At 65.6% G+C, this 14,365-nt stretch carries 15 protein-coding genes; 7 read left to right on the top strand and 8 right to left on the bottom strand.

Going from position 1 to position 14,365, the window contains the following annotated elements; all coding sequences use genetic code 11:
- Positions 1-605 precede the first annotated feature (605 nt).
- Both mshB and J3E61_RS01210 read left to right on the top strand, forming a co-directional pair.
- Entirely contained in the window at positions 606-1,490 is an 885-nt protein-coding gene (mshB, locus tag J3E61_RS01215) for an N-acetyl-1-D-myo-inositol-2-amino-2-deoxy-alpha-D-glucopyranoside deacetylase (protein ID WP_210082313.1), read from the top strand.
- A 163-nt stretch (positions 1,491-1,653) separates the two neighbouring features.
- The gene (locus J3E61_RS01210) at positions 1,654-2,019 is read left to right on the top strand and encodes a hypothetical protein (RefSeq protein WP_210085380.1); all 366 of its coding nucleotides are present in this window, start codon (positions 1,654-1,656) and stop codon (positions 2,017-2,019) included.
- 3 nt (positions 2,020-2,022) lie between these two features.
- Here J3E61_RS01210 and J3E61_RS01205 read toward each other — a convergent pair whose 3' ends face one another.
- A complete protein-coding gene (locus J3E61_RS01205) occupies positions 2,023-3,006 on the bottom strand; it encodes a hypothetical protein (RefSeq protein ID WP_210082312.1) in 984 nt (327 codons plus the stop codon).
- 208 nt (positions 3,007-3,214) lie between these two features.
- Here J3E61_RS01205 and J3E61_RS01200 point away from each other — a divergent pair, with 208 nt between their 5' ends.
- Positions 3,215-5,794 carry a bifunctional FO biosynthesis protein CofGH gene (locus tag J3E61_RS01200; protein ID WP_210082311.1) on the top strand — a complete coding sequence of 860 codons (2,580 nt, stop codon included), beginning with the start codon at positions 3,215-3,217 and terminating at the stop codon, positions 5,792-5,794.
- 2 nt (positions 5,795-5,796) lie between these two features.
- Here J3E61_RS01200 and J3E61_RS01195 read toward each other — a convergent pair whose 3' ends face one another.
- Positions 5,797-6,192, bottom strand: a complete 396-nt coding sequence (locus J3E61_RS01195; RefSeq protein ID WP_210082310.1) for a hypothetical protein — start codon at positions 6,190-6,192, stop codon at positions 5,797-5,799.
- A gap of 158 nt (positions 6,193-6,350) precedes the next feature.
- Here J3E61_RS01195 and J3E61_RS01190 point away from each other — a divergent pair, with 158 nt between their 5' ends.
- On the top strand, positions 6,351-6,812 hold the full coding sequence (locus J3E61_RS01190) for a hypothetical protein (protein WP_210082309.1): 462 nt from the start codon (positions 6,351-6,353) through the stop codon (positions 6,810-6,812).
- Between the two features lie 22 nt (positions 6,813-6,834).
- Here J3E61_RS01190 and J3E61_RS01185 read toward each other — a convergent pair whose 3' ends face one another.
- The 5 genes from J3E61_RS01185 to J3E61_RS01165 form a co-directional block, all read right to left on the bottom strand.
- Positions 6,835-7,398, bottom strand: coding sequence for a YceI family protein (locus tag J3E61_RS01185; protein WP_210082308.1), 564 nt, complete (start codon positions 7,396-7,398; stop codon positions 6,835-6,837).
- Positions 7,399-7,500: 102 nt separating this feature from the next.
- Positions 7,501-7,902, bottom strand: coding sequence for a type II toxin-antitoxin system VapC family toxin (locus tag J3E61_RS01180; RefSeq protein ID WP_210082307.1), 402 nt, complete (start codon positions 7,900-7,902; stop codon positions 7,501-7,503).
- Positions 7,903-7,911: 9 nt separating this feature from the next.
- Entirely contained in the window at positions 7,912-9,921 is a 2,010-nt protein-coding gene (locus J3E61_RS01175; protein ID WP_210082306.1) for an NADPH-dependent 2,4-dienoyl-CoA reductase, read from the bottom strand.
- Positions 9,918-10,478, bottom strand: a complete 561-nt coding sequence (locus tag J3E61_RS01170) for a helix-turn-helix transcriptional regulator (RefSeq protein ID WP_192726719.1) — start codon at positions 10,476-10,478, stop codon at positions 9,918-9,920. Before J3E61_RS01170 ends, J3E61_RS01175 begins: the two co-directional genes overlap by 4 nt.
- 80 nt (positions 10,479-10,558) lie before the next feature.
- A complete protein-coding gene (locus tag J3E61_RS01165) occupies positions 10,559-10,771 on the bottom strand; it encodes a hypothetical protein (protein ID WP_210082305.1) in 213 nt (70 codons plus the stop codon).
- Between the two features lie 366 nt (positions 10,772-11,137).
- Here J3E61_RS01165 and J3E61_RS01160 point away from each other — a divergent pair, with 366 nt between their 5' ends.
- Both J3E61_RS01160 and J3E61_RS01155 read left to right on the top strand, forming a co-directional pair.
- Positions 11,138-11,464 carry a 4Fe-4S binding protein gene (locus tag J3E61_RS01160; protein ID WP_192726717.1) on the top strand — a complete coding sequence of 109 codons (327 nt, stop codon included), beginning with the start codon at positions 11,138-11,140 and terminating at the stop codon, positions 11,462-11,464.
- A gap of 38 nt (positions 11,465-11,502) precedes the next feature.
- Complete coding sequence (locus J3E61_RS01155) at positions 11,503-12,579, top strand: succinyldiaminopimelate transaminase (RefSeq protein ID WP_210085379.1); 1,077 nt, start codon at positions 11,503-11,505, stop codon at positions 12,577-12,579.
- Between the two features lies 1 nt (position 12,580).
- Here J3E61_RS01155 and J3E61_RS01150 read toward each other — a convergent pair whose 3' ends face one another.
- Positions 12,581-13,048, bottom strand: a complete 468-nt coding sequence (locus tag J3E61_RS01150; protein WP_192726716.1) for an N-acetyltransferase — start codon at positions 13,046-13,048, stop codon at positions 12,581-12,583.
- A 204-nt stretch (positions 13,049-13,252) separates the two neighbouring features.
- On the opposite strand from J3E61_RS01150, the gene J3E61_RS01145 reads away from it, so the two are divergent.
- Entirely contained in the window at positions 13,253-14,365 is a 1,113-nt protein-coding gene (locus J3E61_RS01145) for a polyprenyl synthetase family protein (RefSeq protein WP_210082304.1), read from the top strand.

Here is a 14,365-nt window from a genome sequence, read left to right as displayed (position 1 = left end):
AAATAGCTGGTTATTGCCGCTCAGGGCGGAGTCTGGCAAACGCCGAATAGCGCGGCTAATAAGCCCTCGTCCCACCCTCTTGGCGACCACGACGGGCCGAGGTTCAGTTAGCTGATATTTAATTGCTGTGCTAGTTAATTACCTGCGCCAAGGCCCCTGGCGGCGTTTGCTGGCTAACACCCGTATCGGGGGCGTGGCGGGTCCCTGGAGTTCGCGTTCTGGCTAGGCACCCCAGGACCGGAATTGAACCACCTGCCCCACGTGCATCAGCCTGGCAACGGCGCTACGAGGGTCACGGATGCTTGCTGAAAGTTAACTGACGTGTACGACAAATTCCTTGGCCCGCCGCAGTTACGTCGAAGACTTTGTTACGCAACACGCGGCGCTGGCAACTTTCGTAAGCGGTTGCAGCTACTTTGGTTAGGTTAAAGACGTGTGGTGTCAGCGCGGCCGCCGCCGAACCGGCAAGACCGAGCACGGCCACCGCCGCCGACTTGGGTCACCTCTCAACACGACAGCCGCTACCCACTGACACTCGCTGTCGGACACGGCCCGACCGAAACTCGTGGTGGCCATCCGGAAGGCCGACGGTAGCGTGGCAGTCGATGCAGTCACAGGAAACGCCGCGTCTGTTGTTCGTGCACGCGCATCCCGACGATGAAACGCTGACAACCGGTGGCACAATTGCGCATTACATCGCGCGTGGTGCCGACGTCCATGTCGTTACCTGCACACTCGGCGAAGAGGGTGAGGTCATCGGTGACCGATACCGTCGGCTGGCTGTCGATGCCGCGGACCAGTTGGGGGGCTACCGCATCGGCGAGTTGTCGGCGGCCTTGCGTGCGCTCGGTGTCGACCGACCGATCTTTCTCGGCGGAGTTGGCCGGTGGCGTGATTCGGGCATGGCCGGCACCCCGCCGCGGCATTGGCAGCGGTTCATCGACGCCGACGAGCGTGAGGCGGTCGGCGAACTCGTCGCGCTGATCCGGCAACTCCGCCCGCACGTCGTCGTCACCTACGACGAGAAGGGCGGCTACGGCCACCCCGACCACATTCACGCCCACGAAGTGACGATGGCGGCCGTTGCCGCGGCCGATGGCAATGACTACCCCGGCGAACCTTGGACGGTGCCGAAGGTGTACTGGACCGTGATCTCGACGTCGGCGATGGCCGAGGCGCTTGACGCGATCGATGACCTGCCGCCGGAATGGATCCGAGTATCGATCTCCGACGTGCCCTTCGGCTATCCCGACGACGCGATCGACGCGGTGATCGAAGTTGCCGACGAACTGTCGGCGAAGGTCGCAGCGCTGCGTGCGCATGCCACGCAGGTGACCGTCGCCGCCGACGGCCGAGCCTGCGCGCTGTCGAACAACATCGCGCTGCCGATCGGGTCTGTCGAGCACTACATCCTCGCCGCGGGCACACCGGGCGAACGAGATGCCCGCGGTTGGGAAACTGACCTGCTGGCTGGCCTTAACCTGGAATAGCGTGGCGGGCTCGCGGTAAGCTGCCCGTCAATCGGCCGCGTGTGAAAGGGATGGCAATGGACCCGGACATGGATCCCAACCTGCAGCACTGGCAGGACCGCGGAGATAACTTCCAGTGGGTGCTGGGGTCGCTCGTCGCACTGCTCGACAGCATTCCGACCTGATCCAGCCGCGTCCCGTCGTTCTGACACTCCTGGCGATCGACGGTGTGCTCTCAGCCGTGGCCGGCGCGTTCTTTCTGCCGGTTCGAATCGGATCGGTGCCGTTTCCGATCAGCGCATTGATCAGTGGTCTGGTCAACGCCGCGCTGGTGTGGGCCGCATTGCAATGGACGTCCTCGCCGCGACTGGCTGCGCTACCGCTGTGGTGCTGGCTGCTGACCGTCGCGGGTATGACGTTCGGCGGGCCAGGTGACGACATCGTGTTCGGCGGCGTCGGACCCATGGAGTACGCACCGCTGTTGCTGATCGTGCTGGGTGCGCTGCCGCCGGCATTGGTGCTGTGGCGGCGGGTGCGCGCCGACGCCTGACGGCTATTCCTTGTCGGCCTTCTTCTTGCCGTTGTCGTCGCTCTTCTTGTCGTCGTTCTTGGCGCCCTTGGCAGTCGGCCCCATGTCGGCTTTCTTGTCGTCCTTCGAGACCTTCGTCGAACCCGTCGCGTCAGCAGCCGACACGGCACGGATCTCGCCCGAAACCGCAACCGCGGTCGTCGACTTCGGCTCTTTGGGTTTCTCGACCGCTGCTGCCTGTCCCGCCTCGGTTGTCTTCACGGCCGCGATGGTAGGCGCCTCGGAGTCAACCGCCTCGTCCACGGCTTTGAGGTCCTTCTTCTTGAGTTTCGGCGTGTCCGCCAAAGGGTCCTCGGAAACGGCCGCGGTCGCCGTCAGTTCGGCCGTCTGGGTTGCTGCCGTACCCGGGAAAATCGGTGGGAGCGGCGGCAGTGGCCACAGCCAGAAGTTCCATTGGTCGATGCCGAGTTGAATGAACGCATTGACCGTGTCGACACCGACATTCGCCAAGCCCTGACCGAAGCTGATGTTCCCGTCTAGCCAATACGCGATGTTGTAGGTGATGCTGCGCGCGATCCGTTCGCCGAAGTTGTAGAAGATCGTGATCTGCGGCGCCAGCCAGCCGACATAGGGAACCCAGCCGACCGCGTAGGCGGCCAGATCGGCGGCATACCGCGCCCAGGGTTCGACCGCGTTGTAGACCCAAATGATGCTGCTGCCGATCGACGTCGGCGCGACCACCGGCGGGAACTGGGGCGTCGGGAAAGGCTGGCCTGCGCTCGGCGGGACCACGTAGTGCTCGATGAACCCGAGGATGTCTGTCACCGAAGCCGCGGCCAGCGGTTGCACCCCCGCAGTCAGCGTGATCGCCGGCGAAGCGACGTGCACGCTCTGTGGCGGAGCCGGTCTGGGTGGCGCCGTCGGCTCGATGGACGGAGCGAGTGCGACGGCCGCCGCGGTGATGGTCGCGACCCCGGTGGTCAGGCATGAGCGAAGCGAAATATCCACGTGAATTCCCCCTCCAGCTATGGCAGCTACTGGATGCTTTCGAACTTACGCTCGTGTTAATCGGATCGCGTCGCATTGAGCAACGTGTCTGGGACGGGGCGCACAACAGCGTGTGCGGCTGCGACTACTGTGGCCCGTATGTTCGGCGCAGTGGTTTCAGAATGTGAGACACGCGGATGATTCGCGACGACCGTGGGGTTACACGGGAGTGGCTCTGAACTCCCAGCGCGGCGCCGACCTGCCCAGCCCGGTGGTCCCCCCGAAGTTTGACGAGCCGAGCCCTGCCGCGCTGCGGCGGGTGTTGCGGCGGGCGCGGGACGGTGTGGCTCTCAATGTCGACGAGGCCGCGATCGCGATGACGGCTCGCGGGGACGATCTGGCGGATCTGTGCGCGAGTGCGGCGCGGGTGCGCGATGCGGGGCTTCAGGCCGCGGGCCGGCGCGGCCCCAACGGGCGGTTGCCGGTGAGCTATTCGCGCAAGGTGTTCATCCCTGTCACGCATCTGTGCCGCGACACCTGCCATTACTGCACGTTCGTGACGGTGCCCGGCAAGCTGCGCGCCGAGGGTATGGGCATGTTCATGGAGCCCGACGAGATTCTCGACGTGGCCCGTCGGGGTGCCGAATTGGGTTGCAAGGAGGCGTTGTTCACCCTCGGCGACCGTCCGGAGGCGCGGTGGGACGAGGCGCGGCAATGGCTCGACGAGCGCGGTTACGACTCCACGCTGGATTATGTGCGCGCGATGGCGATTCGCGTGCTGGAGGAGACCGGGCTGCTGCCGCATCTGAATCCCGGGGTGATGTCGTGGTCGGAGCTGTCGCGGCTCAAGCCGGTCGCGCCGTCGATGGGCATGATGCTGGAGACCACGTCGCGCCGGCTGTTCGAGACCAAGGGGCTTGCGCACTACGGCAGCCCTGACAAGGACCCCGCGGTGCGGCTGCGCACGCTGGCCGACGCCGGTCGGTTGTCCATTCCGTTCACCACCGGGCTGCTGGTCGGGATCGGGGAGACGCTTGTCGAGCGCGCCGAAACCATTCATGCGATTCGCTCCTCCCACAAGGAGTTTGGGCACGTTCAGGAAGTGATCGTGCAGAACTTCCGGGCCAAGGACCACACCGCGATGGCCGCGGTGCCCGACACCGGCTTCGAGGACTTCGTCGCGACGGTGGCGGTCACCCGGTTGGTGATGGGCCCCAAGATGCGTATCCAGGCGCCGCCGAATCTGGTGTCACGCGCCGAATGCCTGGCGTTGATCGGCGCCGGTGTCGACGACTGGGGCGGGGTGTCGCCGCTGACGCCGGATCACGTCAACCCGGAGCGACCGTGGCCGGCGCTGGATGAGCTCGAGGCGGTCACCGCCGAGGCCGGCTATGACCTGGTGCAGCGGCTGACCGCGCAACCGCAGTACGTGCAGGCCGGAGCGGCGTGGATCGACCCGCGGGTGCGCGGGCACGTCGACGCGTTGGCCGATCCGGACACCGGGCTGGCTGCCGACGTCAATCCGGTCGGGCGGCCGTGGCAGGAGCCCGATGAGGCCAGTGAATCTTTGGGCCGCATCGATTTGGCGACGGCCATCGATTCCGAGGGTCGTCTGACTGAGACGCGCAGCGATCTGGGTAGCGCTTTCGGCGACTGGGAATCGATCCGCGAGAAGGTGCACGAGTTGGCGGCGCGCGCGCCCGAGCGCATCGATACCGATGTGTTGGCCGCGCTGCGTTCGGCCGAGCGTGATCCCGCCGGGTGCAGTGACGACGAATATCTGGCGCTGGCCACTGCTGATGGTCCTGCACTGGATGCCGTGGCCGCGCTGGCTGATTCGCTGCGCCGCGAGGTGGTTGGCGATGACGTGACGTTTGTGGTCAACCGCAACATCAACTTCACCAACATCTGCTACACCGGCTGCCGCTTTTGTGCGTTTGCTCAACGTAAGGGCGACGCCGACGCGTTTTCGTTGTCGACGGCCGAGGTGGCCGACCGGGCGTGGGAGGCGCACGTCGCGGGTGCCACCGAGGTGTGCATGCAGGGCGGCATCGATCCCGAATTGCCGGTGACGGGCTACGCCGATCTGGTGCGCGCGGTCAAGGCGCGGGTCCCCTCAATGCATGTGCACGCGTTTTCCCCGATGGAGATCGCCAACGGCGTGACCAAGAGCGGGTTGAGCATTCGGGAGTGGTTGACCAGCCTGCACGAGGCGGGCCTAGGCAGCATTCCGGGAACCGCCGCAGAGATCCTCGATGACGAGGTGCGCTGGGTGCTGACCAAAGGCAAGCTGCCGACGTCGATGTGGATCGAGGTCGTCACCACCGCCCATGAAGTCGGGTTGAAGTCGTCCTCGACGATGATGTACGGCCACGTCGATGCGCCCCACCACTGGGTCGGACACCTCAACGTGTTGCGCGGCATCCAGGACCAGACCGGTGGCTTCACCGAGTTCGTGCCGTTGCCGTTCGTGCATCAGAGCAGCCCGTTGTATCTGGCAGGCGGAGCGCGTCCTGGGCCCACGCACCGCGACAACCGAGCGGTGCACGCACTGGCCCGAATCATGTTGCACGGCAGGATTTCCAACATCCAGACCAGCTGGGTCAAGCTCGGTGTAGAACGCACACAGGTGATGCTCAACGGCGGCGCCAACGATCTGGGCGGCACGCTGATGGAAGAGACCATCTCGCGGATGGCCGGCTCGGAGTTCGGATCGGCCAAGAGCGTCGACGAACTGGTCGAGATCGCGGCGGGCATCGGCAGACCGGCCCGCCAACGATCCACGACGTACGCGCCGCTTGCGGCTTAGCCCTAACCAACAGGAGCTACGGCAACTACCGACGGGTCATGCGACGGCGTGAGTTCCGGTGCGTCGCCCGGTATGACCCGAAGCGGGACGCGTCGCGGCCCCATGCTCGCAGGCTTACCTGCGGGTGCGAAGCAACGGTCGCGGTCACCCGTCGCTGGGTTACCCGGGATTCCGCCTGCCTGGAGGCAGCATTCGACGGCGTTCCTGACCGTCTTGTTCATGCAGGCTTCGTAAGCCTCCATGTCGAGGACGTCCGATCCGGTGCCGCGGTCGTCCCCTTCGGCGTACGCGAGGGCGGCATCGCCGAGGCCGCCCAGCCCGAACGCAAAAGTCGCCGCGAGCAGGCCCGCACTCGTAGCGAGTTGCAAGCTTGCGGTGATCTTGTTCGTAGGTGTCATTGTGGTGCTCCTTGTTGATGGCGCACTCGCCTTGTCGAGTGCATTCATCAGCTAGGTGCGACCAGAGGTGTCGAAGGTGACACTTTTGTTCGAGCAAGCTCGTGAACTAGCCGCCAGCCTCGCCACGTATAACTGACGGAGCGACGCGAAGGAGATGCATGACCACCATTTCGGGGCTACCGGCCCACGCCCTGCTCGTGCACGCAATCGTCGTGCTCGCGCCGCTGGTCGCGCTGCTCGAGATCCTGTGCGCGTTTTGGCCCGCAGCGCGTCGGCGGCTGGTATGGCTGGTCCTGGCACTCGGGGTGGTGAACCTTGTGCTGACCCCAATCACCACCGAGGCCGGCGAATGGCTCTACGACCAGAAGCGCAGGCACACACCGATAATGCAAGAACACGTCGAACGCGGGCAGTGGATGATCTACATCTCGCTCGCGTTGCTGATCGTCGCGATCGCGCTGGCGGTAATGCACTGGCTTGAAGGCAGATCGGATAAGCGCCGCACTATCGCTACGGCGCTCGTTGCGGTCGTCGCGGTGGCAGTGGGTGTTTCGTCGATCATCGGCGTTTACCGAATAGGAGACGCTGGCGCGCAGTCGGTGTGGGGCGGGGGCAGTTGACGCGGCCCCCGGCCCTGCAACATCAGGCCTGCTTGAGCGCCTCGATCTCCAATGTGATGGTGACCTTGTCGCCGACGACCGTGCCGCCGGTCTCCAACGGCATGTCGATGTCGATGCCGAAGTCCTTGCGGTTCAACACCACTGACGCCTCGAAGCCGGCCACCTCGCCATGGCCCATGCCGGGGTTGACGCCGTTGAACTCGAGATCCAGGCTCACCGGCTTGGTGACACCCTTGAGGGTGAACTCACCGTCGAGCACATAATTGTCGCCGTTGGACCGCACATTGGTCGACCGGAACGTCGCGGTGGGGTACTTCTCGGCATCGAAGAAATCGGCCGCCTTGACGTGGGCGTCGCGCTGCTCGTTGTTGGTGTTGATGGAGTCGACGGCGATCTCGGCCGTCACCGAAGGGGTGCCGTCCTCGGCGACGACGATCTCGCCACTGAAGGTCTGGAAGGTGCCACGTACCTTGCTCACCATCAGATGGCGTACCGAAAAGCCGATCGACGAGTGAACCGGGTCGATGGCCCAGGTGGTGCCCGCGGGGAGCTGGGTGGTTCCGGTCGCTTCAGAGGTCGCAGTCATGTGTATCTCTCTCACCTAAGGGCGCCGGCCTGCCCGACGCCTTCACCCGAAGTAAACGGACCGCAGTCCGAATACATTCCCGGTGGATGGAAGCGGATGGAATCAGCCTTTTAAGAGCCGGTTGAGCGGCGCCACCGGCACGATTCCGGTCGCCATCGAGCTCAGCTCTGGATCAATGGTGACCAGTTCGTCTGCCTGGAGCTTGGCGATGGCGATGTATTCCGCGTCGTAGATCGTGTTCCAGCCGTGTTCACGCGCGAGGTTCCATGCGGTGCGACGGGAAGACCGATCGCCCAGTAGGCGGATCTTGAGCTCAGTGATGCGCTCGTGTTGCTCGAGGGCTTCGCCGTCGGTGAGTTCGCCACGCTGCACACTCTGCAGCATCAGCGTGAGCGCGTGCGATCGGATCAGGTTCGGGGCGACGAGTTGGTGTGCCGGGTCGGGACGGAGCCCCGAGGTCACCAGGTGCAACAGCGTCGGGGCATCGATCGCCAGGTGGGCCATGCCGAGAGCCTAGAGCTTGGCGGCCAGCTCGGTGCCTTCCCGGATCGCGCGTTTGGCATCGAGCTCGGCCGCCAGCGCGGCGCCGCCGATGATGTGCGGCTCAATTCCGTTGCGGCGCAAACCGTCTTCGAGATCGCGCACCGAGTTCTGGCCCGCGCAGATCACCACGTTGTCGACCGCGAGCAGCCGTGGGTCGGAGCGGTTGGGCCCGAAGCTGATGTGCAGCCCGCCGTCATCGATGCGTTCGTAGTTCACGCCGGACAGCTGCTGTACGCCCTTGGCCTTCAATGAAGCCCGGTGCACCCACCCCGACGTCTTGCCGAGCCGTTTACCCTGCGGGCCTTTCGTCCGCTGCAGCAGATACACCTCGCGAGCAGGCGGCGCGGGTAGCGGAGTCGTCAACGCGCCGCGCGTCTCCTGCGGATCGGCCACACCCCACTCCGCCTTCCACTCCTTGAGGTTCAGCGTTGGTGATTCGTCCGTGACGAGGAACTCGCTCACGTCGAAACCGACGCCGCCCGCACCGACCACCGCGACCGTCTTGCCGACCGGCTTGCCCGTGATGGCCTCCGCGTAGGTGAGCACCATCGGATGGTCGATGCCGGGAATGTCGGGCATTCGCGGCGAAACGCCTGTCGCCAGTACCACTTCGTCGAAGCCGGCGAGTTCGGCCGCCGTCGCGCGGGTCCGAAGCCGAGTCTCGACGCCGTGCTTGGTCAGCATCGTCGTGTAGTAGCGGATGGTCTCGCTGAACTCTTCCTTGCCGGGAATCCTTCGCGCCAAGTCGAATTGGCCGCCGATCGCATCGCCGGCCTCGAACAGTGTCACGTGATGGCCGCGCTGTGCGGCGGTGACCGCGGTGGCCAGGCCGGCGGGTCCCGCACCCACGACAGCCACGCGCTTGGTGCGTCGCGTCGGCGCGAGCACCAACGTCGTCTCATGTCCGGCCCGCGGATTCAACAGGCACGACACTGTTTTGTGCACGAACACGTGGTCGAGGCAGGCCTGGTTGCAGGAGATGCAGGTGTTGATTTCGTCGGCCGCGTCGGCTTGCGCCTTGCGGACCCAGTCGGGGTCGGACAGCAGTGGCCGCGCCATCGAGATCAGCGCGACGTTGCCGTCAGCGAGGATCTGCTCGGCCGCTTGCGGCATGTTGATTCGGTTGGACGCCACCACCGGGATCTGCACGTGCTCTGCCACCGCGTTGCTGATGTCGACGAACGCACTGTTGGGCACCGAGGTGACAATGGTCGGCACCCGAGCCTCATGCCAGCCGATACCGGTGTTGATGATCGTCGCGCCCGCGGCCTCGACTTCGGTTGCCAGCGCGACGATTTCGTCCCAGCTCTGGCCGTCTTCGACGTAGTCGGCCATCGACATCCGGTAGCAGATGATGAAGTCGTCGCCGACTGCTGCGCGGGTACGCCGCACGATCTCGACCGGCATCCGTCGACGCTTTTCCGGGGTGCCACCCCAAGCGTCGGTGCGCTTGTTGGTGCGGGGGGCCAGGAACTGGTTGAGCAGATAACCCTCGCTGCCCATGATCTCGACACCGTCGTAGCCGGCTTCCCGGGCCAGCACCGCACAGCGGGCGAAGTCGTCGATCGTGCCGTCGACATCGCGCAGCGCCCGCGGACGGAATGGGTTGATGGGCGCCTTGATGGACGACGCGCTCACTGAAAACGGGTGGTACGCATAGCGTCCGGCGTGCAGGATCTGCAGCAGAATTTTGCCGCCTGCGTCGTGCACGGGCTGCGTGATGCGGCGGTGCCGCCTGGCGTCGGAGCGCGAGGTCATCTGCGCGGCGAACGGCAGCAGCCAACCGGTTCGATTCGGGGCGTACCCGCCGGTGATGATCAGGCCGACGCCGCCGCGGGCGCGTTCGGCGAAATACGCGGCGAGCCGGTCGGTGTCGCGAGCGCGGTCCTCGAGGCCAGTGTGCATCGAGCCCATCACCACCCGGTTGCGCAGTGTGGTGAACCCAAGATCCAACGGCGACAACAACTTCGGATACGTCACAGGATGTCCCCCTTCAACGCTGCTGCCACTTCGTCCAGCCAGTCGATGGCGCTCTCTTCGGCACGGATGCCGCCCCGCAGCACCAGGTATTGGTGCAGCGCGGCGCCGGTCAGCCCGCGCGGGTGGGGGAATTGCCGCTTCTCGAACCCGCGGTAGGTGTCGAGCAACTCGGCGCGTTCGGCGCGCAGGGCCGCCACCTGTGCGCGCACCGCGTCGACGTCGCCGTAGTCGGCGCCGCGGACCTTGACCGCGATGTCGCGGGTGCGGTTGTCGGCAACGGAACTGCCGCGCCCGGACAGGGGTTCGGCGATCCAGCGCGCGAGTTCGCCACGGCCTGCGTCCGACACCGTGTAGACCTTCTTGTCCGGCCTGCCCTGTTGCACGACGGGGCTGACGCTCACCCAGCCGTCCTGCTCCATCTGTTTCAGCGTCCGATAGATCTGCTGATGGGTAGCGGCCCAGAAGTAGCCGATGGACCGATCGAAGCGACGAGCCAGCTCATAACCGGACCCGGACTGCTCGCACAGCGACACCAGGATCGCGTGGGGAAGGGCCACGCGGGCAGCCTAGAGCGAATCCGCGGCGCTATGCAACTAGTTGCACTGCAACCAAGCGCATAGGCCGCGGGCTCGTCACGTCAGCACCAGTTCACGTTGACGTCGGTGCCGCCGGAGTTGACGTGGACCGAGCAGTCGACGGGGCGAACGGTCGGCGAGTCCGAATGCGTCGAGTAGACCGCGTCGTGCGTGGGTGTGACATAGTCGGGCGCTGCCATCGCCGGACCGGCCAACCCGAGGGTGACCGCGGCGAACGCACCTCCACTGACGAGACCGAGGGTGAACTTCTTCATCTCTGACTCCTTCGTCTGGCTTAGCTGAGCTAAGTACCTGATGTCGAGAGGAACGCGTTACGGATAACGGCTGTTCCGTCACGCGGTGTGCCTGGCGGACGATCACAGGCGCGCGGCGGATGTGGCGGGCATCACATGCCTGACGAGCAGCGAGAAGGCCCATCTGGATGGGAGTGTCCCTAGGCGGGCTGTATGTGCAACGTCTAGTATCAGTAACCACGCGGCACCCCTAACCGGGAGTCACGGAAGTTAGGGCACACTGAGGCGAATGTCCAAGTACCGGCAACGGATACTTGGCAGCGACTTTTCGGCGGGCCCGAGCTAAAAGAGCGGCAGCCCCACTGACAGGAGATCGAGGAGACCTCAGTGACGTACACGATTGCCGAACCCTGCGTCGACATCAAAGACAAGGCATGTATCGAGGAATGCCCTGTCGATTGCATCTACGAGGGCGCACGCATGCTGTACATCCACCCGGACGAATGCGTCGACTGCGGCGCATGCGAACCGGTCTGCCCTGTCGAGGCCATCTATTACGAAGATGACGTGCCCGATCAGTGGAGCGGATACACCCAGATCAACGCCGACTTCTTCACCGAACTCGGATCGCCTGGCGGCGCCTCCAAGGTCGGCCTGACGGAGAACGACCCGCAGTCGGTGAAGGATCTCCCGCCGCAAGGTGAGGACTCCTAACGGCCCGCCCTGGCCTTCGTAAGCGCGTCTCTTCGTCACTGCCGGAGTTTCCGTGGGACACGCTGGCTGACGTCACCGCGCTGGCGCGCGCGCATCCAGACGGCATCGTCGATCTGTCGGTGGGCACACCGGTCGATCCCGTCGCGCCGCTGATTCGCGACGCACTCGCCGCGGCCAGTTCCGCTCCCGGGTATCCGACGACGGCGGGCACGCCCGCGTTACGCGCGTCGGCGGTCGCGGCGCTGAGTCGCCGATACGGCATCACGGGAGTGGCCGATGACGCGGTGCTTCCGGCAATCGGGACCAAGGAACTGATCGCGTGGCTTCCTACGCTGCTGGGTCTTGGCCCCGACGACGTGGTCGTGGTGCCCGAATTGGCCTATCCCACTTATGAAGTCGGCGCGCAGCTGGCAGGCGCTCAGGTGGTGCGGGCCGACTCGCTCACCCAACTCGGCCCGCAGTCGCCGGCTCTCGTCTACCTGAATTCGCCTGGCAACCCCACCGGCAAGGTGTTGGGCGTTGACCACTTGCGCAAGGTGGTCGGGTGGGCACGCGAGCGCGGCGTGCTGGTCGCGTCCGACGAGTGCTACCTCGGACTGGGCTGGGACGCTCAGCCGTACTCGGTGCTGCATCCCGACGTCTGCGACGGCGACCACACCGGGTTGCTGGCCGTGCACTCGCTGTCGAAGACGTCGTCGTTGGCCGGCTACCGCGCAGGGTTCGTCGCCGGTGACCCGGCGGTGATCGCCGAACTGCTGGCGGTGCGCAAGCACGCGGGCATGATGGTGCCGACGCCGATACAAGCCGCCATGGTCGCAGCGCTCGACGACGATCCGCACGAAGTTCTGCAGCGCGAGCGGTATCAGCAGCGGCGGGCCATGCTGTTACCCGCCCTGCAAGCGGCGGGACTGACGGTCGACGACTCCGAGGCCGGGCTGTATCTATGGGCTACTCGCGGCGAGCCCTGCCGCGACACGCTCGCCTGGCTGGCGAAGCTCGGCATTCTGGTGGCGCCCGGTGAGTTCTATGGCCCGCGAGGGTCACAGCATGTGCGGGTGGCATTGACCGCGACCGACGAGCGGATCGAGGCTGCTGCGGCCAGGTTGCGTGGTTGATTCACCCTCCCGCGTAATCGATCTCGTTGAACGGCCAGGACTCTGCCAGCCAGTCCCGGACCGCCTTGCGCAACGGAACGTCGAGCTCGGCCACATCGGCACGCACCCATGACCGGACACTCGCGTTGCCTTCGCTGTCGCCGGGGTCGATGTACACGCAGCCGATGACGTCCTCGGAGTCGGGATCGAGCACCGAGTAGGCGAACGCGACGCGCCTTTCGAACTCGTCGGCGTGCTCCTGTAGATCGGCCAGGTTCCGCTCTGCCGAGTAACCCTCGTCGGGCGGCCAGCCTCGATCCTCGAAGCCCGGCGTCCTCTGCAGGTGAACGATGCTCGACATCCACGCCGCGTGATCTCCGGCGTTGTGCTGAGGTCCGAGCGGTTCGAGCCGGAAGCGCGGGCACCGAAGGTGCGTGGGGACGGCGAAGTGCTCTGGTACCAGCGGGGTGGTTCTCGGCTGTTGCTGCATGCTCCACCTTCGCACGCTGTCGCCAGGTCAGCAGACCGAGCGACATCGCGGTCGTCACAATCGATGCATAATCGATGCAAAATGGGGTACAACTGACTACAACATCGGGGACCATCGCGATTTGGCTTTCCAACCGCGGGGTACACCACGCCATCGATGCAGGGAGAGGGGTGCCGCTTGACGGCGATCGACGGACGAGCCCGCATGCCCGCATCGACCATGCAGCGGAGCACCGCGGGCTCGCGTACCCGTCACGAGCTGCGTGGCGACGGTTGGCGCAGAACCATGCGAGGCGCCGTGCAGGAGATTGTCGAGGACTTCGTCACCATGCGGTGTGCACCCGAGCTGCACACCGCGGGCATCGGCATCGCCTCTGAAGTGCTTCGCGACTTCGTCGCGGGCGGCAAGTGCGTGCGGTCGACGTTCATGTACCTCGGTTGGTTGTGCGGTGCCGACGAGGACGAGGCGGCGCTGCGGGCCGCCGCCGGCCTCGAACTGCTGCACGCTTTTGCGCTGCTGCAGGACGACGTGATGGACGGTTCCGTACTGCGCCGTGGTCGCCCGTCAGGTCAGGTCGCCTTCGCCCAATGGCACCGCCGCCTTGGGCTCTCGGGTTCGCCGGGCCGGTTCGGTGATTCGGCCGCCGTACTCCTCGGCGATATGTGCTTGGTCTGGGCGGCGCAGATGATGCGGGAAAGCGGGGTCCCCGCGGCTGCACTGGAGCGCGTCTGGCCGCGATACGACGCGATGCGCACGGAGCTGGCGGTCGGGCAGTTCGCCGACCTGATCAACGATGCCCGCGTCTTCCCGACCCTGGACAAGGTGCTCGACGTGGCGCGCCGCAAGTCCGGCAACTACACCGTCAAGCGGCCGCTTGAAATGGGCGCCGCGATGGCCGGCTGCGGCGAACAGGTGATGAGAATGCTCGCCGAATACGGCGACGCGATCGGCGAGGCGTTCCAGATGCGAGACGACGTGCTTGGCATCTTCGGATCGCCTGCCATAACCGGCAAGCCCACCGGCAGCGACCTTGCCGAACGCAAGGCCACCACCGTGGTCGCGGCCGCCTACCATCTGGCCAACCCGAGCCTGCGTAGGCAGCTGCGCGAGATGATGAGCGCCGACGACCTCGACGACAACGACGTCCGCCGATGGGCGGAGTTGATCCAAGCCACCGGGGCCGTCGATTGGATTGAACGGCTGATCGATTCGCGGCTCACCCGCGCCTTGAATTCGGTCAGTGACTGTGACGTCCGCCCAGCCGTCCAAGCCGCCCTTGCGGATATGGCGGCTGCGTGCGCCGAGCGGACGGCGTGA

The sequence above is a fragment of the Mycobacterium sp. OAE908 genome, assembly GCF_017872775.1.
Classification (GTDB): Bacteria; Actinomycetota; Actinomycetes; order Mycobacteriales; family Mycobacteriaceae; genus Mycobacterium.
This window is presented reverse-complemented; position numbering and strand designations above follow the sequence as displayed.